The organism is Pseudomonas marginalis, from assembly GCF_001645105.1.
GTDB classification, from domain to species: Bacteria; Pseudomonadota; Gammaproteobacteria; order Pseudomonadales; family Pseudomonadaceae; genus Aquipseudomonas; species Aquipseudomonas petroselini.
Map to the genome: position 1 here is coordinate 225,727 of NZ_LKEG01000060.1, position 23,196 is coordinate 248,922.

The 23,196-nt window shown below is 60.8% G+C and carries 21 protein-coding genes; 1 reads left to right on the top strand and 20 read right to left on the bottom strand.

Annotated features, from left to right (window positions below; all coding sequences use genetic code 11):
* The first annotated feature begins 119 nt into the window (after positions 1–119).
* Positions 120–872 carry an outer membrane beta-barrel protein gene (locus AO064_RS28785; RefSeq protein ID WP_064055387.1) on the top strand — a complete coding sequence of 251 codons (753 nt, stop codon included), beginning with the start codon at positions 120–122 and terminating at the stop codon, positions 870–872.
* Positions 873–932: 60 nt separating this feature from the next.
* On the opposite strand, the gene AO064_RS28790 is transcribed toward AO064_RS28785, so the two are convergent.
* The 20 genes from AO064_RS28790 to purB all read right to left on the bottom strand — a co-directional run bounded on the left by AO064_RS28790 (position 933) and on the right by purB (position 23,154).
* Entirely contained in the window at positions 933–1,247 is a 315-nt protein-coding gene (locus tag AO064_RS28790; RefSeq protein WP_010209571.1) for a helix-turn-helix domain-containing protein, read from the bottom strand.
* The gene (locus tag AO064_RS28795; RefSeq protein WP_064055431.1) at positions 1,237–1,587 is read right to left on the bottom strand and encodes a type II toxin-antitoxin system RelE/ParE family toxin; all 351 of its coding nucleotides are present in this window, start codon (positions 1,585–1,587) and stop codon (positions 1,237–1,239) included. Before AO064_RS28795 ends, AO064_RS28790 begins: the two co-directional genes overlap by 11 nt.
* Positions 1,588–1,825: 238 nt before the next feature.
* Complete coding sequence (gene nuoN, locus AO064_RS28800) at positions 1,826–3,289, bottom strand: NADH-quinone oxidoreductase subunit NuoN (RefSeq protein ID WP_012724956.1); 1,464 nt, start codon at positions 3,287–3,289, stop codon at positions 1,826–1,828.
* A gap of 7 nt (positions 3,290–3,296) precedes the next feature.
* Positions 3,297–4,829: an NADH-quinone oxidoreductase subunit M gene (nuoM, locus tag AO064_RS28805; protein ID WP_064055388.1), complete on the bottom strand. Its 1,533-nt coding sequence runs from the start codon at positions 4,827–4,829 to the stop codon at positions 3,297–3,299.
* Positions 4,830–4,869: 40 nt separating this feature from the next.
* The gene (gene nuoL / locus AO064_RS28810; RefSeq protein WP_012724955.1) at positions 4,870–6,723 is read right to left on the bottom strand and encodes an NADH-quinone oxidoreductase subunit L; all 1,854 of its coding nucleotides are present in this window, start codon (positions 6,721–6,723) and stop codon (positions 4,870–4,872) included.
* Positions 6,720–7,028: an NADH-quinone oxidoreductase subunit NuoK gene (gene nuoK / locus AO064_RS28815; RefSeq protein ID WP_003174727.1), complete on the bottom strand. Its 309-nt coding sequence runs from the start codon at positions 7,026–7,028 to the stop codon at positions 6,720–6,722. The genes nuoL and nuoK overlap by 4 nt, the downstream gene beginning before the upstream one ends.
* 2 nt (positions 7,029–7,030) lie before the next feature.
* Positions 7,031–7,534, bottom strand: a complete 504-nt coding sequence (gene nuoJ, locus AO064_RS28820) for an NADH-quinone oxidoreductase subunit J (protein WP_003174726.1) — start codon at positions 7,532–7,534, stop codon at positions 7,031–7,033.
* Between the two features lie 9 nt (positions 7,535–7,543).
* On the bottom strand, positions 7,544–8,092 hold the full coding sequence (gene nuoI / locus AO064_RS28825; protein ID WP_003174725.1) for an NADH-quinone oxidoreductase subunit NuoI: 549 nt from the start codon (positions 8,090–8,092) through the stop codon (positions 7,544–7,546).
* 11 nt (positions 8,093–8,103) lie between these two features.
* Positions 8,104–9,111 (bottom strand): NADH-quinone oxidoreductase subunit NuoH, encoded by a 1,008-nt coding sequence (nuoH, locus tag AO064_RS28830; RefSeq protein ID WP_012724954.1) that lies wholly within the window; start codon positions 9,109–9,111, stop codon positions 8,104–8,106.
* On the bottom strand, positions 9,108–11,822 hold the full coding sequence (nuoG, locus tag AO064_RS28835; RefSeq protein WP_046035528.1) for an NADH-quinone oxidoreductase subunit NuoG: 2,715 nt from the start codon (positions 11,820–11,822) through the stop codon (positions 9,108–9,110). The genes nuoH and nuoG overlap by 4 nt, the downstream gene beginning before the upstream one ends.
* A 136-nt stretch (positions 11,823–11,958) precedes the next feature.
* Positions 11,959–13,314, bottom strand: coding sequence for an NADH-quinone oxidoreductase subunit NuoF (nuoF, locus tag AO064_RS28840; RefSeq protein WP_003174722.1), 1,356 nt, complete (start codon positions 13,312–13,314; stop codon positions 11,959–11,961).
* The gene (gene nuoE, locus AO064_RS28845) at positions 13,311–13,808 is read right to left on the bottom strand and encodes an NADH-quinone oxidoreductase subunit NuoE (RefSeq protein WP_064055389.1); all 498 of its coding nucleotides are present in this window, start codon (positions 13,806–13,808) and stop codon (positions 13,311–13,313) included. The genes nuoF and nuoE overlap by 4 nt, the downstream gene beginning before the upstream one ends.
* A gap of 2 nt (positions 13,809–13,810) precedes the next feature.
* Complete coding sequence (nuoC, locus tag AO064_RS28850; RefSeq protein WP_012724952.1) at positions 13,811–15,595, bottom strand: NADH-quinone oxidoreductase subunit C/D; 1,785 nt, start codon at positions 15,593–15,595, stop codon at positions 13,811–13,813.
* A 72-nt stretch (positions 15,596–15,667) separates the two neighbouring features.
* Complete coding sequence (locus AO064_RS28855; RefSeq protein WP_012724951.1) at positions 15,668–16,342, bottom strand: NuoB/complex I 20 kDa subunit family protein; 675 nt, start codon at positions 16,340–16,342, stop codon at positions 15,668–15,670.
* Between the two features lie 10 nt (positions 16,343–16,352).
* A complete protein-coding gene (locus AO064_RS28860; RefSeq protein WP_003219575.1) occupies positions 16,353–16,766 on the bottom strand; it encodes an NADH-quinone oxidoreductase subunit A in 414 nt (137 codons plus the stop codon).
* Between the two features lie 569 nt (positions 16,767–17,335).
* Positions 17,336–18,661: an isocitrate lyase gene (gene aceA, locus AO064_RS28865; RefSeq protein ID WP_003219577.1), complete on the bottom strand. Its 1,326-nt coding sequence runs from the start codon at positions 18,659–18,661 to the stop codon at positions 17,336–17,338.
* A 489-nt stretch (positions 18,662–19,150) separates the two neighbouring features.
* Entirely contained in the window at positions 19,151–19,888 is a 738-nt protein-coding gene (locus tag AO064_RS28870) for a secretin N-terminal domain-containing protein (protein ID WP_064055390.1), read from the bottom strand.
* 229 nt (positions 19,889–20,117) lie between these two features.
* The gene (locus AO064_RS28875) at positions 20,118–20,540 is read right to left on the bottom strand and encodes a GNAT family N-acetyltransferase (protein WP_064055391.1); all 423 of its coding nucleotides are present in this window, start codon (positions 20,538–20,540) and stop codon (positions 20,118–20,120) included.
* Positions 20,533–21,699 carry a ribosomal protein uL16 3-hydroxylase gene (locus tag AO064_RS28880; RefSeq protein WP_012724948.1) on the bottom strand — a complete coding sequence of 389 codons (1,167 nt, stop codon included), beginning with the start codon at positions 21,697–21,699 and terminating at the stop codon, positions 20,533–20,535. Before AO064_RS28880 ends, AO064_RS28875 begins: the two co-directional genes overlap by 8 nt.
* An 84-nt stretch (positions 21,700–21,783) precedes the next feature.
* Positions 21,784–23,154 carry an adenylosuccinate lyase gene (gene purB / locus AO064_RS28885; protein ID WP_012724947.1) on the bottom strand — a complete coding sequence of 457 codons (1,371 nt, stop codon included), beginning with the start codon at positions 23,152–23,154 and terminating at the stop codon, positions 21,784–21,786.
* Between the last annotated feature and the right edge of the window lie 42 nt (positions 23,155–23,196).

The window sequence follows — 23,196 nt, forward strand, 5'->3', positions numbered from 1 at the left end:
AGCCCTCGCTGAACCGTTTTACCTTCAAATCGGTGCAAATTAATTCGAACCTTTCGCGCATGCCGGGGTTCGAACCGGTTCCTGAATAATTTGCTCACCAGACAAGGAGATGTAAAACGATGTCCAAGCTATTCGGAAAATTCCTCAAGGGTTCCTCGCTGTTGGCGCTGGTCGCTGCGCCTGCTGCGGTGTTCGCCGCACCGTCCACCGACCCGATTTCCACCTTCGGGATCCTGGGCAGCTACAACGACTTCAAATTCGAAGGCGGCAGCCAAAGCGACAAAAGCCACATGCCGGAAGCGGGCCTGTTCTACAACTTTGGCAACAAGCTCACCGCCGAATCCGGTTTCATCTACCAAGCCGGTATCGAAGCCAAGTACGGCGAAAAGAGCGACAACAAACTCAAGGAAGGCCAGGCCGATTTGGATCTCGGCTGGCGCGCCGCGCTGGATGCGCGCAACTTTGTCGACGTGATCGTGGGCGGTGGCTACAGCTGGACCCGCTACGAGCCGGAAATCAACAACCTTGATGTGAAGCTCACCAATAAATCGCCGTTCGCCAAGGCGGCCCTGGGCTACAACCACCAATTCGATGACATGACCCTGCGCGTCGAGGCCGGCGCCCGTCGTACTATCGATGGCCGCACCAAGCTCAAGGTGGATGATGTTGGCAGCGACACCGTGGACCTCAAGGACCGCACCAACCCGTACGCCGAAGTCAGCCTGCTGATGAATCAGAAAGGCGACTTGCCGGTGATGGCAGGCCTGTACTACACCCGCACCGAATACAAGCTCGACGGTGATTCCGAAGTGGCCGACAACACCAAGCTCAAGCGTGATGAGTACGGGTTCAAGGTCGGTATCGCATTCTGACGCCGTTGTAATGGAAAACGCCCCGAATGTTCGGGGCGTTTTCTTTGGGGTCATTGCAGGTCAACCCAACGCCGCAAGTTGTGCCACGGTCTCGGGAAAACGCGCCACCAGGCGAATCAGGGTGGCAGCCTGGGCATTAGGTTTGGCCCGGCCTTGCTCCCAGTTTTCCAGCGTACGCGTGTTGGTGCGCAGGTACATGGCGAAGACGGCACGGGAGAGGTTGAGCTGTTGACGCACGGCGACCACTTCCTCTGCGGTGAGCGGCTCCAGGTTGTTGAGATGAACCTTGTGGGTCCGCAGGGTGACTTTGCCTTGGCGTTCGTTTGCCAGGGCGTCGAAGCCTTCGACCAGTTCGGAAAAGATTTCACGTTTCATGATGTGTTCTCGCTTTGATTTCCCTGTCCAGCATGTGTTTTAGGGCTTTTTTGTGCTGTGGCGTGAGGTCGTCCTGTTCGTGTTTGCCGTACAGGGTGAATAACCAGAATTGCGTGCCGCCTGGCCACCAGTAGTAAATGACCCGCAGGCCACCGCGCTTGCCTTTGTTGCGTCGTTCGTCGACAAAGCGAACCTTGCGTAACCCACCTGTTCCCTCGATCACGTCTCCCGCTTCCGGGTTCTTCATCAACTCCTGTTGAAAACCGTGGAAAAGCTCGTCACTCAGATAGTCCTTGCGATGCCGCTCGAAGGCCGGCAGTTCGATAAATAGAGCGTCCATGTTCTGTACGTAGCCTGCGTATAGTTTGGTGGCCCACTCGCATTGGGTCAAGTGACCCTGCTGTGGGAACTTTCCTAAAACGCAAACACCATACGGCGGCCCTCATCGGGTAGATGCCAGATAAGGAGGCAGGTGGAGGAGGACATTTCCGTGAGTAGGGGAGGGTAAAAGCACCGGCCCCAGAAACGCAAAACGGCGCCCGAAGGCGCCGTTTTGTTTACTGCATCCCGCTAAGCGATCAAACGCCCAGCACCGCGTGCTGCACCAGGGTGAGCAACGGTTGTGGGTAAACACCCAGGAAGAACGCGAGCAGGGCGATGGCCAGCAGCATCACGCCGCCTGCCTTCTGTTCCCAATGCAGCTCGGCATCCACACGACGCAGGTTTGGCTCGATCAGGTACAGGGTGACCATCACGCGCAGGTAGTAGAACACGCCGATGGCGCTGCCCAGGACCAGCGAGGCAACCAGCCACCACTCGTGCGCTTCAACGCCGGTGGCGACGATGTAGAACTTGCCGATAAAGCCGGCAGTCAGCGGGATACCGGCCAGGGACAGCATCATCACGGTCAGTACGGCGGTCAGGTACGGACGGCGCCAGAACAGGCCGCGGTATTCGTACAGGGCGTCGGCGTCACGGCCTTTGAACGGCGAGGACATCAGCGTGATCACGCCGAACGCGCCGAGGCTGGTGATCACGTAGGTGACCAAGTACACGCCCATGGCTTCCACAGCCAGGCCTTTGCTCGCCACCAGGGCGATCAGCAGGTAGCCGAAGTGAGCGATGGACGAGTAACCCAGCAGACGCTTGAGGTTGTTCTGCGTCAGGGCCAGCAGGTTGCCGAACAGGATCGACGCGATGGCGATCACGGTCAGTACGGTGCTCAGCACACCGGTGTTGGCGGCAGGGGAGATCTGGAACAGCCGCACCATCACCGCAAACACAGCCACTTTCGACGCGGTGGCCAGGAACGCAGCCACCGGCGCCGGGGCGCCTTCGTACACGTCCGGGGTCCACAAGTGGAAGGGCACCAGCGACAGCTTGAACGCCAGGCCGATCAGCATCATGGCCAGGCCCAACTGGGCAATCGGCGCAGGCATGCTGGTGGCCGCCAGGGCGTGACCGATACCGGTGAAGCTCAGGTTGCCGGCTTCGGCGTAGAGCAGGGCCATACCGAACAACAGGAACGCGGAACCGGCCGCCGACAGCACCATGTACTTGATGCCGGCTTCCAGGGAGCGCTTGTTGAAGAAGGCATAGGCCACCAGGCCGTAGGTCGGGATCGACAGCAGTTCCAGGCCGATGAACAAGCCCGCCAGGTGCTGCGCGCTGACCAGCACGATGCCACCGGCCGCAGCCAGCAGGATCAGCAGGTACAGCTCTTCGCGGTTGCCTGGGTAGCCGGTGCCGCCTTCGCCGAGGTAGGCGTGGGCAAGGGTGACGCAGGCCAGGGTCGCGACCAGGATCAGCGCGATGTACAGCAACGCGAAGTCATCGACCATCATCAATGGCGTGACTGCCAGTGGCGCGACCTTGAGGGCCGGGATGATCGACAGCAGGGCCAGGTTCAAACCGGCACAGGACAGCAGGAACGTTTGCGAGTGATTGCGGCGCCAGGCGATCGCCAGCATCACCACCACGATGGTGAGGCTGGTGATCAGCAGCGGCGCAAGCGCGATAAAGTGTTGGATCGTGAATTCCATAGCGCTCTTACCGGGCCGAAGCGAGTTGAGAGAAGGCGGTGCCGAACCACTGCTGCACGCCATGCATCGTTGCGGCAGAAGTGTCCAGGAACGGTTGCGGGTACACGCCGATGTAGATCAGCAGTACCGCCAGGCCGAGCACCATGATCAGTTCGCGCGCATCCATCCCTTGCAGGACGGTGTCGGACTTGGCCGGGCCGAAGTAGGCGCGGTGGATCATGATCAGCGAGTAGACCGAACCAAACACCAGGCCGAAGGTAGCAATCGCACTGATCCACGGCGTCTGCACGAAGGCACCCATCAGGATCAGGAACTCGCCGATGAAGTTACCGGTACCCGGCAAGCCCAGGGATGCAGCAGCGAAGAACAGGCTGATCGCCGGCAGGTACGCGATGCGCGACCACACACCACCCATTTCGCGCATGTCACGAGTATGCAGGCGCTCGTACAGCTGACCGCTCAGGATAAACAGTGCAGCGGCCGAAACACCGTGGGCCAACATCTGGATCACCGCGCCTTGCAGCGCCAGTTGGCTGCCGGAGTAGATGCCGATCAGTACGAAACCCATGTGGGAAACGGACGAGAAGGCGATCAGACGCTTGATGTCGGTTTGTGCGAAGGCCAGGAACGCGCCGTAGAAAATCCCGATCAGACCCAGGGTCATGGCGATCGGCGCGAACTCGGCCGAAGCATTCGGGAACAGCGGCAAGGCGAAACGCAGCAGGCCGTAGGCAGCGGTTTTCAGCAGGATACCGGCCAGGTCCACGGAACCGGCGGTCGGCGCCTGGGCGTGAGCGTCAGGCAACCAGGAGTGGAACGGCACCACCGGCAGCTTCACCGCGAAGGCGATGAAGAAGCCCAGCATCAGGATGTACTCGGTGGTCAGGGACATCTTGGTCTTCAACAGGTCGGCGTAGTTGAAGGTAATCACGCCCGTGCTGTTGAAGTTGACCAGTACCAGGCCCAGGATCGCCACCAACATGATCAAGCCGGAAGCCTGGGTGAAGATGAAGAACTTGGTTGCCGCGTAGATCCGGGTTTTCTTGCCGTCCGAAGAACTGTGACCCCAGAGCGCGATGAGGAAGTACATCGGCACCAGCATCATTTCCCAGAAGAAGAAGAACATGAACAGGTCGAGGGCGAGGAACACGCCGACCACGCCGCCCAGGATCCACATCAGGTTCAGGTGGAAGAAGCCCACGTGACGCTGGATCTCTTTCCAGGAGCAGAGTACCGAGAGGATACCCAGCAGGCCGGTCAGCAGGATCATCAACAGCGACAGGCCGTCGAGGGCCAGGTGCACATTGATGCCGAAGCGCTGGATCCACACGTGCTTGAATTCAAGCGCGAAGGTCGGATCGACACCCGGTGCCGGAGCAAATGAATAGTCGCCATGGGCCCACAGCCAGAGGCCGAGAGCGAGTTCCAGGGACATGGTCAGCAACGCAATCCAGCGGGGGAGGGTGGCGCCGAAGCGTTCACCCATCCAGCAGAGCAGGCCGCCGATAAAGGGGATCAGGATTAGCCAGGGCAGAATCATGACGGGCTCGTTTCCTTTCGCAAGTTCGCAAAGTTCATAGTCATACCGCCACCACCACGATGGCGCCGATCACCAGCACGGCACCGGCCGCCATGGAAGCTGCATACCAACGCAATTGGCCGGTTTCGCTGCGGCTCAGGGCGGTGTGACCGGCCTTGGCGGCACGCGGGATCAAACCGATGGTCTGGTCGAGCGGGTCTTTACGCAGCATGTGGCTGATGGCGAGGTAGGGCTTGACGAACAGTTTGTCGTAGATCCAATCGAAGCCCCAGGCGGCGAACCACCAGGCTGACAGGAAGCGGCCAATGCCACTGTTGGCAACGGCTGTCACGAAGCGACGCTTGCCGAGGAACAACAGGGCCGCGAGCAGGATACCGGCGATGGCGATGGCGCCCGAGGCGATTTCCAGGCTGTGCTTGGCGGCGCCGCCGGCATGGCCGGCGCTTTCCGGCAGTACACCGGCCAAGGGCGGGGTGATCAGCGCGCCGATGAAGGTCGACAGGATGATCAGCACCGACAATGGCAGCCAATGCGAGATGCCGTGGCCTGCGTGTGCTTCGGTCTTGGCTTCACCGTGGAAGGTGATGAAGATCAGGCGGAAGGTGTACAGCGAGGTCATGAATGCACCCACCAGGCCTGCGTACAGCAGGTTCTGGTTACCGCTGGCAAAGGCTTCCCAGAGGATTTCGTCCTTGGAGTAGAAACCGGCGGTCACCAGCGGCAGGGCTGCGAGTGCGGCGCCACCGACGATGAAGCTGGCGTAGGCCAGTGGCAGCTTCTTCCACAGGCCGCCCATCTTGAAGATGTTCTGCTCGTGGTGGCAGGCAACGATCACCGCACCGGAGGCAAGGAACAGCAAGGCCTTGAAGAAGGCGTGGGTCATCAGGTGGAAGATCGCCGCGTCCCAGGCGCCAACGCCCAGGGCCAGGAACATGTAGCCGATCTGGCTCATGGTCGAGTAGGCGAGGATCCGCTTGATATCGGTCTGCACCAGCGCGGCGAAACCGGCGAGTACCAGGGTCACGCCACCGACGATGCCTACAAGATGCAGGATATCCGGCGCCAGGGTGAACAGGCCGTGAGTACGGGCGATCAGGTAGACACCGGCAGTGACCATGGTTGCCGCGTGGATCAGTGCGGAAACCGGGGTAGGGCCCGCCATCGCGTCCGCCAGCCAGGTTTGCAGTGGCAGTTGCGCGGATTTACCCACGGCGCCGCCCAGCAGCATCAGGGTGGCCAGGGTGATCCAGAAGTCGCCGACCTGGAATTTCTGCGGTGCCAGCACCAGCAGTTCCTGAATGTTCAGCGTGCCCACCTGTTGGAACAGGATGAACAGGCCGATGGCCATGAACACGTCGCCGATCCGGGTGACGATAAAGGCTTTAAGTGCCGCGTTACCGTTGTTGCGGTTGCTGTAGTAGAAACCGATCAACAGGTACGAGCACAGGCCCACGCCTTCCCAACCGAAGTACAGGAACAACAGGTTATCGCCGAGCACCAGGAACAGCATGCTGGCGATAAACAGGTTGGTGTACGAGAAGAAGCGCGAGTAACCCGCTTCACCGCGCATGTACCAGGACGCGAACAGGTGGATCAGGAAGCCCACGCCGACAACCACGCCGAGCATGGTGATCGACAGGCCGTCGACGTAGAGGGCGAAGTTAGGCTTGAAGCCTTCCACCGACATCCACTGCCACAGTACCAGGGTGTAGTGACCGCCTTCCGGCGGCGCCACGTTGAATTGCCAGATGACATAGGCGGCAACGATGGCCGACAAGCCAATGGAACCCACGCCCACCAGGGCCGAGAGGTTTTCCGACCAGCGTCCACGGGAGAACGACAGCAGCAGGAAACCGATCAGGGGGAATACGAAAGTCAGAAAGATCATGTTCATCCGCGCATCTCACTGGCAGCGTCGATATCAAGCGTGTGGAAGCGACGATACAGTTGCAGCAGGATCGCCAGGCCAATACTGGCCTCGGCGGCTGCCAGGCTGATCACCAGGATGAACATGACTTGTCCATCCGGCTGGCCCCAACGTGCACCCGCAACGATGAACGCCAGTGCGGCGGCGTTCATCATGATTTCCAGGCTCATCAACACGAACAGAATGTTACGGCGGACCATCAGGCCGACCAGGCCAAGGCAGAACAGGATGCCGGCGACCGCCAGACCATGCTCCAAAGGGATAGCGGGCATCGTCATTGCTCCTTGGCTTCGTTGCGGCCCAAGTGGAAGGCAGTGATGGCTGCGGCGAGCAGCAGCATCGACGCCAGTTCGACCACCAGCAGGTACGGGCCGAAAAGGCTGATGCCCACGGCTTTCGCGTCTACGGTGGTGTGGCCGATGGCCTGGCCGCTCTGGTGAGCGAACAGCACATACAGCAGTTCGCCCAGCAGCAGGGCTGCGAGGACAACCGGGCCGAGCCAGATGCCGGGCTTGAGCCAGACGCGTTCCTGGGCGACCGAAGCCGGCCCCAGGTTGAGCATCATCACCACAAACACGAACAGCACCATGATGGCGCCGGCGTAGGCGATCACTTCCAGCACACCGGCGAACGGTGCGCCGAGGCTGAAGAAGGTCATGGCCACGGCGATCAGTGAAATGATCAGGTAGAGCAGGGCGTGCACAGGGTTGGTGTTGGTGATCACGCGAAGCGTGGACACAACCGCGATACCCGATGCGAAATAGAAAGCGAATTCCATCTTTCTTCCTTAAGGCAGCAAGCTCTTCACGTTGATCGGCTCGGCTTCGTTTTGTGCGGCGCCTTTCGGCTTACCGGCAACGGCCATACCTGCAACACGATAGAAGTTGTAATCAGGGTTTTTACCGGGACCAGAGATCAGCAGATCTTCTTTCTCGTACACCAGGTCCTGACGTTTGAACTCGGCCATCTCGAAATCCGGTGTGAGCTGGATCGCGGTGGTCGGGCAAGCTTCCTCGCAGAGACCGCAGAAAATGCAGCGCGAGAAGTTGATGCGGAAGAAGTCCGGGTACCAGCGACCGTCTTCGGTTTCAGCTTTCTGCAGGGAGATGCAACCCACCGGGCACGCCACGGCGCACAGGTTGCAGGCTACGCAACGCTCTTCGCCATCGGGGTCGCGGGTCAGCACGATGCGGCCGCGATAGCGCGGCGGCAGGTACACCGCTTCTTCCGGGTATTGCAGGGTGTCGCGTTTGCGGAAGCCGTGACCGAACACCATCACCAGGCTTCGCAACTGGGTACCGGTACCCTTAACGATGTCGCCAATATATTTGAACATGGGTCAAATCCTCACTGAACCGCGGCCGCTGGCGTGTTCAACAACACAACGGCAGCAGTCACCAGCAAATTGATCAGGGTCAGTGGCAGGCAGAAGCGCCAGCTGAAATCCATCACCTGGTCGTACCGTGGGCGCGGAATGGAAGCGCGCAGCAGGATAAACAACATGATGAAGAACGCGGTCTTCAGGAAGAACCAGAAGAACGCCAACTGCGGCAGGATGCCGAATGGACCGTGCCAGCCGCCGAAGAACAGCGTGACCAGCAGGGCCGAGATCAAGATGATGCCGATGTATTCACCGACGAAGAACATGCCCCATTTCATACCGGCATATTCAATGTGGTAACCGTCGGCCAGTTCCTGTTCCGCTTCCGGCTGGTCGAACGGGTGACGGTGAGTCACGGCGACGCCAGCGATGAAGAAGGTACAGAAGCCGAAGAACTGCGGAATGATGAACCACAGGTTCTGCGCTTGGTACTCAACGATGTCGCGCATGTTGAACGAGCCGACCTGCACCACGATGCCCATCAGCGCGAGGCCCATGAACACTTCGTAGGACACAGTCTGGGCCGAGGCCCGCAAGCTGCCCAGCAGGGCGAACTTGTTGTTACTCGACCAACCGGCGAACAGCACCGCGTAGACCGACAGACCGGCCATGGCGAAGAAGAACAGCAAGCCGATGTTCAGGTCCGCCACGCCCCAGGTCGGGGTGATCGGGATAACGGCGAAGGCGATCAGCAAGGCGCTCATGGCCACGACCGGTGCCAGGGTGAAGATTACCTTGTCGGCAAACGGTGGGGTCCAGTCTTCCTTGAAGAACATTTTCAGCATGTCGGCAGCGATCTGGAACATGCCGAATGGGCCAACGCGGTTCGGACCGTAACGGTCCTGCCACCAGCCCAGCAGGCGACGTTCGACGAAGCTGAGCAGGGCGCCCGCGACGACCACGGCCAACAGGATCACGATGGCCTTGACGACCGAGATGATCACGTCGATCACTTCAGGGGTGAACCAGGTCATTGCGCTGCCTCCTGCAGACCGTCAACGGTTTTGCCAAAGATCGCCGGTGGAATGCCGGCGAGGCCTTTAGGCAGTGCAACCAGGCCGGCACCCAATGCTTCGTTGATGCGCAGCGGCAGACGCAAGGTCTGGCCGGCCACGTTCAGGCTGAGCAGGGCACCGTCGTTGACGCCCAGGCGGTCGGCTTCGGACTTGGCCAGGGACACGTAGGCTTCTGGAATGCGCTCTTGTACCGGCGCGGCTTTCGAAGAGTTCTCTTCGCTGCCGAACAGGTGGAAGAACGGCACAACCTGCCAGGTACCCTGGGCCGGGTTGAACGGACGCGGTACGGCAGCGAACCAGTTCAGCGAGTCGCCCTGGGTCTCGATCAGGCGGGTGCCTGGGTCGCCAGCGCGGATATGACCCCCGACTTCGTCCTGGAACTTGTTCCAGGCCTGTGGCGAGTTCCAGCCCGGCGACCAGGCAAACGGCACCTGCTGACGGGGCTCGACCGAACCCGAGTAACCTTCCATGGAGAAGGCGAACGCGGTGTCGTTGTCTTGCGGGGTACGCGGTTCATGCACGCTGATGTCGGCGCGCATGGCGGTACGACCGGAGTAACGCAGCGGCTCACGGGCGAGTTTCATGCCCTTGATGCGGAACGCGGCGGACGGTGCGGCGTCGACGATCCGCGCCAGCTGCGGCGCGCTTGCGGCGGCGGCGGCGGTGACGTGGTCGAGCTGAGTCCAGTCGATTGGCTGGTTCAGCAGGGTGGCGCGCAGGGCATGCAGCCAGCGCCAGCCTTCATGGACCAAGATGCTGGCGTCCATGTACTTCGGATCGAACACCTGGAAGAAGCGCTGGGCGCGGCCTTCCTGGCTGACCAGGGTACCGTCGCCTTCGGCGAAGGTGGCGGCCGGCAGCACCAGGTCGGCGCGCTCGCTGGTGGCGGTTTTCTGGTGGTCGGCGACGATCAGGACTTTGGCGGCGTTCAGCGCAGCGTCAACCTTGGCGGCATCGGTGCGGGTGTACAGGTCGTTTTCCAGCACCACGATGGCGTCGGCGTTGCCGTCGGTCACCGCTTGCAGCGCGGCGTCCAGCGACTCGCCACCGAGCATGGCCAGGCCGAGGCTGTTGGCTTCCGGCACGACCAGGCTGATGGAACCGTTCTTGTCGCGCAACTTCAAGGCCTTGGCGATGTTGGCGGCGGCTTCGATCAGTGCCTTGGAACCCAAGGAGGTGCCGGCAATGATCAATGGGCGCTTGGCGGCCAACAGGGCGTCGGCGATGCGTTGGGCCAGTTCACCGGCTTCAGCGTCCAGGCCTTCGACGGCCGGTGCGCTGGCGTCCAGGGCGTGGGCCACGGCAAAACCGATGCGCGCCAGGTCATCTGGTGCCGCATGGACGCATTCTTCAGCGATATCGTCGAGCTTGGTTTCAGCGAGGCTTGCGATAAACAGCGGGTTCAGCGCGTGCTGGCCGATGTTTTTCACGGCGGCATCGAGCCAAGGCTGGACGCGCATGGCGTCGGCCATGTCTTCGGCTTTGCCTTTCACCGACTGGCGCAGCGACAGCGCGATACGCGCGGCGGTCTGGGTCAGGTCTTCACCGAGCACGAAGATCGCATCGTGATCTTCGATGTCGCGCATGTTCGGAACGGGCAGCGGGCTGTCGTTCAGCACTTGCAGGACCAGGCGGATGCGCTCCAGCTCACCGGCTTCGATACCGGAGTAGAAGTGCTCGGCGCCCACCAGCTCACGCAACGCGTAGTTGCTCTCGAGGCTGGCACGCGGCGAACCGATACCGACGATGTTACGGCCGCGCAGCAGGTCGGCGGCTTTATCCAGCGCCGCGTCGAGGCTCAGCTTGGCGCCATCGGCCAGCAGCGGCTGGCGTGGGCGGTCTTCGCGGTTGACGTAGCCATAGCCGAAACGGCCACGGTCGCACAGGAAGTACTGGTTGACCGAGCCGTTGAAGCGGTTTTCGATGCGACGCAGTTCGCCGTAGCGCTCGCCTGGGGAGATGTTGCAACCGCTGGAGCAGCCATGGCAGATGCTCGGCGAGAATTGCATGTCCCACTTACGGTTGTAGCGCTCGGAGTGAGTCTTGTCGGTGAACACACCGGTCGGGCAGACCTCGGTGAGGTTGCCGGAGAACTCGCTTTCAAGCACGCCGTCTTCAACGCGACCGAAGTACACGTTGTCGTGGGCGCCGAATACGCCGAGGTCGGTGCCGCCGGCGTAGTCCTTATAGAAGCGCACGCAGCGATAGCAGGCGATGCAGCGGTTCATTTCGTGGGAAATGAACGGGCCCAGTTGCTGGTTCTGGTGGGTACGCTTGGTGAAGCGATAGCGGCGCTCGTTGTGGCCGGTCATCACCGTCATGTCTTGTAGGTGGCAGTGACCGCCTTCCTCACAGACCGGGCAGTCGTGGGGGTGGTTGGTCATCAGCCATTCGACGACACTGGCGCGGAACGCCTTGGATTCTTCATCGTCGATGGAGATCCAGGTGTTGTCGGTGGCTGGGGTCATGCAGGACATGACGATACGACCACGCGTGTCGTTCTCGTCGGTGTACTGCTTGACCGCGCACTGGCGACAGGCACCGACGCTACCAAGCGCGGGGTGCCAGCAGAAATACGGGATGTCGAGGCCGAGTGAGAGACATGCCTGTAACAGGTTGTCCGCCCCATCGACTTCGAGCGCTTTGCCGTCTACGTGGATAGTGGCCATGGTTCAAAGTTCTTCGTTGGCCCGTTGTCAGCGGGCGTGGCTAATGGAATCTTGTTATTCATGGGCATCAACACAGCCTTTACGGCGTCAGCCCATGAGCAGGTGAAGGGCACGGACCCTTCGCCTGTTTTAAGCGTTACGCGCCGACTACGATCGGCCTCGCCAGAGGCGGGACGGCGGCGCTGGTAGGCGCGATGCCGGCTTCGAACTCCGAGCGGAAGTATTTGATTGCGCTGCCCAATGGCTCCACGGCGCCCGGTGCGTGAGCACAGAAGGTCTTGCCTGGACCGAGGAAACCGACCAGGCCCAGCAGGGTCTCGATGTCACCCTCGCGGCCTTCGCCGTTTTCCAGGGCCATCAGCAGCTTGACGCTCCATGGCAGACCGTCGCGGCAGGGGGTGCAGAAGCCGCAGGATTCGCGGGCGAAGAACTGCTCCATGTTGCGCAGCAACGAGACCATGTTCACGGTGTTGTCGACCGCCATCGCCAGGCCGGTACCCATCCGGGTGCCCACCTTGCCGATGCCGCCGGCATACATTTGTGCGTCGAGGTGCTCGGGCAGCAGGAAACCGGTACCGGCGCCGCCTGGTTGCCAGGCCTTCAAGGTGTAGCCGTCGCGCATGCCGCCGGCGTAGTCCTCGAACAGCTCGCGGGCGGTCACGCCGAAAGGCAGCTCCCACAGGCCAGGGTTCTTGACCTTGCCGGAGAAGCCCATGAGCTTGGTGCCCATGTCTTCGCTGCCTTCGCGGGCCAACGATTTGTACCAGTCCACGCCGTCGGCGATGATCGCCGGCACGTTGCACAAGGTTTCAACGTTGTTCACGCAGGTCGGCTTGCCCCACACGCCCACGGCCGCGGGGAAGGGCGGCTTGGAGCGCGGGTTGGCGCGGCGGCCTTCGAGGGAGTTGATCAGTGCGGTTTCTTCACCGCAGATATAACGCCCGGCGCCGGTGTGCACGAACAGTTCGAAGTCAAAGCCCGAACCGAGGATGTTCTTGCCCAAGAGGCCGGCGGCCTTGGCTTCTTCCACGGCACGGTTGAGGTGCTTGGCGGCGGTGGTGTATTCGCCACGCAGGAAGATGTAGCCCCGGTAGGTTTTCAGCGCGCGGGCGCTGATCAGCATGCCTTCGATCAGCAGATGGGGCAGTTGCTCCATCAGCATGCGGTCTTTCCAGGTATTGGGCTCCATTTCATCCGCGTTGCACAGCAGGTAGCGGATGTTGATGGATTCGTCCTTGGGCATCAGGCCCCACTTCACGCCCGTGGGGAAGCCTGCACCGCCGCGGCCTTTGAGGCCGGCGTCTTTCACGGTCTGGACGATGTCGTCCTGGGCCATGTCGGCAAAGGCTTTGCGCGCAGCGGCGTAGCCGTTCTTGGCCTGGTACTCGTCGAGCCACACGGGCTCGGCATCGTCACGCAGGCGCCAGGTCAGCGGGTGGGTCTCAGGCGAACGCTTGATCAGGTTGGCCGGGCCGAAAGAGGTCAGGGTCATGGGTAGCCCTCCAGCAATTGGGTCACGCCAGCGGGCTGCACGTCACCGAATGTGTCGTCGTCGATCATCAACGCCGGCGCCTTGTCGCAGTTGCCCAGGCAGCACACCGGCAGCAGCGTGAAGCGGCCGTCCGGAGTGGTCTGGCCGAGGCCGATGCCCAGCTTGTTCTGGATCTCGCTGACCACGGACTCGTGGCCACCGATGTAGCAGACCATGCTGTCGCACACGCGAATGATGTGGCGACCCACCGGCTGGCGGAAGATCTGGCTGTAGAACGTGGCCACGCCTTCAACGTCGCTCGCGGGGATGCCGAGGATCTCGCCGATGGCGTAGAGGGCGCCGTCGGGCACCCAGCCACGTTCCTTCTGGACGATCTTCAACGCCTCGATCGACGCCGCGCGCGGGTCTTCGTAGTGATGCAGCTCGTGCTCGATGGCCGAGCGCTCGGTTTCACTCAGGGTGAAACGGTCTGTCTGGATAAGCGGGCTGTTCATGCTTAGCGGTCCACGTCGGCCATAACGAAATCGATACTACCCAGGTACGCAATCAAGTCCGCGACCATCTCGCCTTTGATCACCGAAGGGATCTGCTGCAAGTGCGGGAAGCTTGGCGTACGAATCCGGGTGCGGTAGCTCATGGTGCCGCCATCGCTCGTCAGGTAATAACTGTTGATACCCTTGGTCGCTTCGATCATCTGGAAGGACTCGTTGGCCGGCATCACCGGGCCCCACGAAACCTGCAGGAAGTGCGTGATCAGGGTTTCGATGTGTTGCAGCGTGCGCTCTTTCGGCGGCGGCGTGGTCAGCGGGTGATCCGCCTTGTACGGGCCGGCCGGCATGTTGCGCATGCACTGCTCGATGATCTTCAGGCTCTGGCGCATTTCTTCGACGCGCACGATGCAACGGTCGTAGGCATCGCCATTGGCCGCCAGCGGTACTTCGAACTCGAAGTTCTCGTAGCCCGAGTACGGGCGCGCCTTACGCAGGTCGAAATCGCAGCCAGTCGAGCGCAGGCCGGCACCGGTGACGCCCCATTCCAGGGCCTCTTTGGTGTTGTAGGCGGCGACGCCGATGGTGCGGCCCTTGAGGATGCTGTTGTCCAACGCAGCCTTTTGGTACTCGTCCAGACGCTTGGGCATCCAGTCGATGAATTCCTTGACCAGGCGCTCCCAGCCATTCGGCAGGTCGTGGGCCACGCCGCCAATGCGGTACCAGGCCGGGTGCAGGCGGAAACCGGTGATGGCTTCGATGACCTTGTAGGCGCGCTGACGGTCGGTGAAGGTGAAGAACACCGGGGTCATGGCGCCGACGTCCTGGATATAGGTACCCAGGAACAGCAGGTGGCTGGTGATCCGGAAGAACTCGGCCATCATGATGCGGATGGTGTCGACGCGGTCCGGTACCTTGATGCCAGCCAGCTTCTCGACCGAGAGCACGTACGGCAGGTTGTTCATCACGCCGCCGAGGTAGTCGATACGGTCGGTGTACGGGATGAAGCTGTGCCACGACTGACGTTCCGCCATCTTCTCGGCACCACGGTGGTGGTAGCCGATGTCCGGTACGCAGTCGACGATTTCTTCGCCGTCCAGTTGCAGGATGATACGGAAGGCACCGTGAGCCGAAGGGTGGTTCGGGCCCAGGTTGAGGAACATGTAGTCCTCGTTGGTGCCGGAGCGCTTCATGCCCCAGTCTTCCGGACGGAAGCGCGCAGCTTCTTCTTCAAGCTGCTGCTTGGCGAGGTTGAGGCTGAAGGGGTCGAATTCGGTGGCGCGCGCAGGGAAGTCCTTGCGCAGCGGGTGACCTTCCCATGTCGGCGGCATCATGATGCGCGTCAGGTGCGGGTGGCCCGGGAAGTCGATCCCGAACATGTCCCAGACTTCGCGTTCATACCAGCTGGCGTTCGGCCAGATACCGGTGACGGTCGGCACGCTCAGGTCGCTCTCGGACAGGGCGACCTTGATCATCACGTCGCTGTTACGCTCGATCGACAGCAGGTGGTAGAACACGGTGAAATCGGCGCCGCTCGGCAGCCCCTGGCGCTTGGTGCGCAGACGCTCGTCCACGCCATGCAGGTCATAGAGCATGACGTACGGCTTGGGCAGGTTGCGCAGGAAGGTCAGGACTTCGACAAGCTTGGCACGCGCCACCCACAGCACCGGCATACCGGTGCGTGTGGCCTGGGCGGTGAAGGCGTCAGGGCCAAAACGGTTATTGAGTTCGACGACCACATCCTGGTCGTCTGCCTTATAAGGCGGGATGTACAGAGCACTGCCTGTAGTCATGGTTTTTTATCGCTTTCGGTCAACGTAAAGAATGAAGCCAGGTTTTCGTTCTATAAAAGAAGCGGTGCTGGATCAGACTTCGTCGGGGCTGCGCAGGTTGGTGACTGCGATTCGCTGTTCGCGGCGCTGTTCCTTTTGCGAAGGCATCTCGGCGCGGTACACGCCTTGATCGCCGACGACCCAGGAAAGCGGACGACGCTCCTTGCCAATCGATTCCTGCAATAGCATCAAACCTTGCAGGAAAGCTTCAGGACGGGGCGGGCAGCCAGGCACGTAGACGTCCACGGGCAGGAACTTGTCCACCCCTTGAACGACGGAGTAGATGTCGTACATGCCACCGGAGTTGGCGCACGAACCCATGGAGATAACCCACTTTGGCTCGAGCATTTGCTCGTAGAGACGCTGAATGATCGGCGCCATCTTGATAAAGCAGGTACCGGCGATAACCATGAAATCCGCCTGGCGCGGCGATGCCCGGATAACTTCGGCGCCAAAGCGCGCGATGTCGTGGGGCGCCGTGAAGGCGGTGGTCATTTCCACGTAGCAGCAGGACAGACCGAAGTTGTACGGCCACAGGGAGTTTTTACGCCCCCAGTTGACCGCGCCACTCAGCACGTCTTCCAGCTTGCCCATGTAGATGTTTTTGTGGACTTGGTCTTCTAACGGATCGGAGACGGTTTCCCGTTCGCCGATGGGGTACTGATCGTTAGGAGCATCCGGGTCGATCCTGGTGAGATTGTATTGCATCGCCAAAGCCTCATTGTTTCAGCTTCGCTTGCCGCTTACGACGAGCTTCCGGAGCCCAATCAAGGGCGCCCACTCGGAATAGGTAGACAAGGCCTGCCAACAGAATTGCTATGAAAACGAGAGCTTCGACGAATCCGGTCCAGCCGCTTTCGCGGACGGACACAGACCAGGCAAAGAGAAAAAGGGCTTCGATATCGAAGATCACGAAGAGCATCGCGACCAGATAGAATTTGGCTGAGAGCCGCAAGCGGGCGCCACCTGTAGGCAGCATGCCGGACTCGAACGGTTCATTTTTGCTGCGGCCCCAGGCTTTTGACCCGAGGAGGCTGGAGACACCAAGCATGAAGGCGCAAAGGCCGACAACACCGAGAAGGAAAATGGCAAAGCCCCAGTTGTGGGCCATGAGTCCTGTCGCTTCGGTCATGCTGGAAATCCTTAACAGAGAGCAAAGGTCTCTGAGCTCGAAAAAGTAACGATGCAGTGACGATATGTCGCACTGCAATCAATCGCGGTGATTTTATGGCTAAACACCGGGCAAGTAAAATTCCTATAGCGAAATTATTCGATGGAATAAGCACATAGTGCACCTTCTTGGGGCTGTAGCCCTTACGGGGCGGGCATTAGCGGGCATTTAATCAAATGTGTTTTGTTTAACCGGTAACGAAGTTTTCATGCTCCAAATGATAATGAATATTGTTTGCGTGGGGTTTAAGCGATTGTTTCTCATGCAGCGAGGGAAGTTGCCGTTACTTGCTTGATTACCGCTTAGTTGCTGACGCGGATCTTTTAACCGATTTATCCGACGCAAATACCGCTCTGGATCAATGTTTTGCCCAAAATCTTCAGGCCGCATGCGTTCCCACAGTTGGATGCTCATTGGCCCGGGGCAGATCGCTCAGGCAAAAAAAACGCCCCGAACCAGTCGGGGCGTGATTGTTGTGCGGCACTGCGGTTAGGTCTTCCTTGCGGCCGCAGTGGCCGTGTACGCGGTGCTTAGTGGAACTGCTCTTCTTCGGTCGAGCCGGTCAGCGCGGTCACGGACGAGGTGCCGCCCTGGATCACGGTGGTCATGTCGTCGAAGTAGCCGGTGCCCACTTCCTGCTGGTGCGCCACGAAGGTGTAACCCTTGGCGGCGTCAGCGAACTCTTGCTCCTGCAGCTTCACGTAGGCGGTCATGTCGTTGCGGGCGTAGTCGTGCGCCAGGTTGAACATGCTGTGCCACATGTTGTGAATGCCGGCCAGGGTGATGAACTGGTGCTTGTAGCCCATGGCTGACAGTTCGCGCTGGAACTTGGCGATGGTTGCGTCGTCCAGGTTCTTCTTCCAGTTGAAGGAAGGCGAGCAGTTGTAGGACAGCAGTTGGTCCGGGTATTCCTTTTTGATCGCTTCGGCGAAGCGACGGGCTTCGTCCAGGTCCGGTTTGGCGGTTTCGCACCAGATCAGGTCGGCGTACGGCGCGTAGGCCAGGCCGCGGGCGATCGCCTGGTCGAGACCGGCGCGTACTTTATAGAAGCCTTCCTGGGTGCGTTCGCCCGTTACGAACGGCTGGTCGTACGGGTCGCAGTCCGAGGTCAGCAGGTCAGCGGCGTTAGCATCGGTACGGGCCAGGATGATGGTCGGCGTGCCGGCAACGTCAGCGGCCAGGCGGGCAGCAGTCAGCTTCTGTACGGCTTCCTGGGTCGGAACCAATACCTTGCCGCCCATGTGGCCGCATTTCTTCACCGACGCCAGTTGGTCTTCGAAGTGCACGCCGGCAGCGCCGGCCTCGATCATGCTCTTCATCAGTTCGTAGGCGTTCAGTACACCGCCGAAACCGGCTTCAGCGTCCGCCACGATCGGCGCGAAGTAGTCGATGTAGCCTTCATCGCCCGGGCCTTTACCGGCTTTCCACTGGATCTGGTCGGCGCGGCGGAACGAGTTGTTGATGCGCTTGACCACGGTCGGCACCGAGTCCACCGGGTAAAGCGATTGGTCGGGGTACATGGATTCAGCGGAGTTGTTGTCCGCTGCCACTTGCCAGCCGGACAGGTAGATCGCCTGGATACCGGCTTTTACCTGTTGGACTGCCTGGCCGCCAGTGAGGGCGCCCATGCAGTTGACGAAATCTTTCTCGGGGCGGAAGGACGGCTTGGCACCCTGGGTGACCAGCTTCCACAGTTTTTCGGCGCCGAGTTTTGCAAAGGTGTGCTCAGGTTGAACCGAGCCACGCAGGCGGACGACGTCAGCAGCGGAATAAGCGCGGGTCACGCCTTTCCAGCGTGGGTTTTCAGCCCAGTCTTTCTCGAGGGCTGCAATTTGCTGTTCGCGTGTCAGTGCCATGGGAAAAAACCTCGTCGCGTCTTGTTTGAAGTATCCGTTTGCCAGCCACGCATTCATTGCGTGGGCAGGGCTGCTCGCTGACCAGAAGCTTAGGTGGTCAAGTCAGGTTTGGCGGGGAATGCGACGGGATGAACGATGGCTCAAGGGAGAGTTGAGCAGGTAAGGGCGAACTGCGAACGGTCTTCGGGCGTCGTGGGCCTTTGTACGATCCATCAGTGTGTAGCCGGGTTACCTGGTTAGCTTCCGTCCCTCGGGACAACTTCGTTCCAGTCGCAACCTCGTCAAACACACCTTGTGGGCGGTACAGACACGAATCGGCTCAGGTGGGTAACTTGGAGCGACGATCCGAAGGCCCTTGCCAGGGCCCCTGATTAGCGGGAGCGAGGCCATCATGCCCATGCTTTTTTGGATCGTCAAATGTTTTGTAGTGCTTTTTTTCAAGCACTACATCTTTAGTCTAAGACGACTCATCAGTCAGTTTTTGGTGCTTCAGTTCAAGGTGTCGACTTTAACCCGTACCGTCAGGTCATCGCGACCCTGAGTAGAGTAGCTGCGGGTTGTAGAGGATTTGTCGGCCTGGGTCTCGCGATTGATGCCAGCCAGGGAGATCCACTCGCCCAGCCGCCCACTGACGGTTGTGTCGGTGCTTTGCACGTTCACTACATCGGGACGTTCCTGGCTCATGCGGTCACGGTTGGTGCTGATCGCCAGATGAACGGTCTCGCCGGTGACGCTGGCGGTTACGTAGAAGCCCTGGGTCACGTTGCGATACTGAGTCTGGTTTTGCAGTCGGCCGTAGCTGTCCTGCTGGGTGGTGGTCAGCGGCACGCTCTGGCCGATCTGGATCAGTGCGGGGACGCCTTCGCTGGCCTGGATCTGCTGGATGCCGCCATCGCGGCTGGTGGTGCCGTAGCTGATGATGCGGGTTTGGCTATCGCCGCTGTTCTGCTGGTTGTTTTCGTTGGTGTCGACGGTGATCAGCAGGCGCTTGGCGGGTGTATCGAGTTGAGAAAGCAGGGCGCGCAGGTCCTGGATCTTGGCGGGGGCGGCATTCACGATCAACTGGTTGCCGTAAGCGCTGACGGTGCCGCCCTTGCCGATGAAATTCTGTGCCACGGGGAGCAGATCGGCGCTGGTGCGGTTGCTCAGGTTGACGACTTCGGTGTCGGCCACGGCCGAGACGCTGGCGGTCAGGAGGAGGGTGGTGAGCAGGGTGCGTAGGGACATGTCCGTTATCTCTGCGAGTCAAAGGCTGGATAGTGCCAGTTTGTCGGCCTGGCAGGTCGCAAATTGAATCGTAGACGGCAAAATGCCCTGGCATGGCAGGGCATTGTTGGTGTTGCTGAAATGGCTATCGGGGGCAAGCCCCCTCCCACTTTTTGACCGAGTAAGTCCTTGGGAATGCGGCCAAGTGTGGGAGGGGGCTTGCCCCCGATGGCAGCGACGCGGTCTCGGATCAGGCCCCGCGCACCATATCGACATGCGGGATCCCTACTTCCAGGAATTCCTCGCTGACGATCTTGAAGCCCAGCCGTTCATAAAACGGCGCCGCATACACCTGCGCACTCAGGAACTGCTTGGCCTGGCCGCGCTGCTCGGCTACACCAATCACCGCAGCCATCAGCTTGTCGCCGACCTTCAGCCCGCGCCAGTCCTTGAGTACCGACACGCGGCCGATCTCGCCGCTGGGCAACAGGCGCGCGGTGCCAATCGGAAAATCGCCTTCAAATGCGAGGAAATGCACCGCGCCGGCGTCGTCCGCGTCCCACTCCAGCTCCGGTGGGACGGATTGTTCAGCGATAAAGACCGCTTCACGAATGCGCCGAATCTCGGCGATATCCTTTTGCCAATCCGCGACACTGACGTGAATCTTATTCATCGGCAAATCCCAGGCTTCCTTGCTTGACCAGTTCGCACAGCAGATCGCGGCCGTCTTCATCCGCCAGCCATTCGCCGAGGTTCTCGCTGTGCAGCGCATCGGCCGAGCACACTAGCTTCAGCAGCTCACGCAGCTTGCCGGGCAGGTAACGGCTCTGGCCGCTGGCGAACAGCAGCACGTCGTCGTCGACTTCGGACCAGGCCAGGCGCGCGCTTGGGTTGCGCACCAGGATCGCGCCATCTTGCAGGCTGCTGATGAAGTCTTCTTCACCCAGTTCTTCACCGGCCACCAGTTCCGGGTAGCGCGGTTCGGTCATGAACTGGCCGAACCAGGTCAGCAGCATGCGCTCGTCGCTCATGTGCTCGGCCAGCAGGCTCTTGAGGCGGTCCAGCGCGTCGCTCTGGATCTGGTGGGGGTCGCTGACCGGCTGGGCGTCGGCGTCGGTGTAGCGCTCTTCGTCAGTCAGGTACTGGCTGAGGAAGTCGGTGAAGTGGGTCAGCACTTCGGCGGCGCTCGGTGCGCGGAAACCCACGGAGTAGGTCATGCAGTCGTCTTCGGCAATGCCGAAGTGCGCCAGGCGCGGTGGCAGGTAGAGCATGTCGCCCGGTTCCAGCACCCATTCGGCGCTTTCTTCGAATTCGGCGAGGATGCGCAAGTCGGCGTGCTGCAGCAGCGGGCTCTCGGAGCTGCACATTTGGCCGATCTTCCAGTTGCGCTTGCCCTGGGCTTGCAGCAGGAACACGTCGTAGTTGTCGAAGTGCGGGCCGACGCTGCCGCCGGGTGCGGCGAAGCTGATCATCACGTCGTCAATGCGCCAGCTGGGCAGAAAGCGGAACTGCTCCAGCAGCTCGGCCACTTCCGGCACGAACTGGTCGACCGCCTGCACCAGCAGGGTCCACTCGCGCTCAGGCAGGGTGCTGAAGGCGTCTTCGGCGAACGGGCCGCGACGCAATTCCCACGGACGCTCGCCGTGTTCAATTACCAGGCGCGACTCGACTTCTTCTTCCAGTGCCAGGCCGGCGAGTTCGTCGGCGTCGATCGGGCTTTCGAAATCAGGGATGGCCTGACGGATCAGCAGCGGCTTTTTCTGCCAGTAGTCGCGCAGGAATTCCCGTGCCGTGATGCCGCCCAGAAGTTGAAGAGGGATATCAGGATTCATGTGTAACCTATTGAAAAAAAGAACTTTTCAGACTGGAATAAAAACGCCCGGCGCGGCCGGGCGTCTCAAAGGGGCTTGCGTGGATCAGATGCGCTTGGCTTGCTCTACAGCATTGCCGATGTAGTTGGCCGGGGTGAGCAGTTTCAGCTCGGCCTTGGCCGCGGCTGGCATGTCCAGGCCGTCGATGAAAGTTTGCAGTGCTTCAGGGCTGATGCCCTTGCCACGGGTCAACTCTTTCAGCTTCTCGTAGGGGTTTTCGATGTTGTAGCGGCGCATCACGGTCTGGATCGGCTCGGCCAATACTTCCCAGCACGCGTCCAGGTCAGCGGCGATCTTCTGCTCATTGAGCTCAAGCTTGCTGATGCCTTTGAGGCTGGCTTCGTACGCGATCACGCTATGGGCAAAGCCCACGCCGAGGTTGCGCAGTACAGTGGAGTCGGTCAGGTCGCGCTGCCAGCGGGAGATCGGCAACTTGCTGGCCAGGTGCTGGAAGAGGGCGTTGGCGATACCGAGGTTGCCTTCGGAGTTTTCGAAGTCGATCGGGTTGACCTTGTGCGGCATGGTCGACGAGCCGATTTCACCGGCAATGGTGCGCTGCTTGAAGTAGCCCAGAGAGATGTAGCCCCAGATATCGCGATCGAAGTCGATCAGGATGGTGTTGAAGCGCGCAATGGCGTCGAACAGCTCGGCGATGTAGTCGTGCGGTTCGATCTGCGTGGTGTACGGGTTGAAGCCCAGGCCCAGCTCGTCTTCGATGAAGGCGCGGGCGTTGGCTTCCCAGTCGATCTCCGGGTAGGCCGACAGGTGGGCGTTGTAGTTGCCTACGGCGCCGTTGATCTTGCCCAGCAGCGGTACGGCGGCGACTTGAGCGATCTGGCGTTCCAGGCGGTACACCACGTTGGCCAGTTCTTTGCCCAAGGTGGTCGGCGAGGCCGGCTGGCCGTGGGTGCGCGACAGCATCGGCACCGCAGCGAAGCGAATCGCCAGTTCGCGGATGGCTTCGGCGGTCTGGCGCATCAGTGGCAGCATGACGTCATCACGGCCTTCACGCAGCATCAGGGCGTGGGACAGGTTGTTGATGTCCTCACTGGTGCAGGCAAAGTGGATGAACTCGCTGACCTGGGCCAGTTCCGGCAGCTTGGCCGCTTGCTCTTTGAGCAGGTACTCGATGGCTTTGACGTCGTGGTTGGTGGTGCGCTCGATCTCTTTCACACGCTCGGCGTGCTCCAGGGAGAAGTTTTCCGCCAGGGTGTTGAGCACAGCGTTGGCTTGCGCGGAAAACGCCGGCACTTCGCTGATGGCGGGGTGAGCGGCCAGGCGCTGGAGCCAGCGCACTTCAACCAGCACGCGAGCACGGATCAGGCCGTATTCGCTGAAAATAGGGCGCAGGGCCTGGGTTTTGCCGGCGTAGCGGCCGTCAACAGGGGAAACCGCAGTGAGCGAAGAGAGCTGCATGGGGTGTTCTCGGACAGTCGGGCAACGAAATGGGGCGCGTAT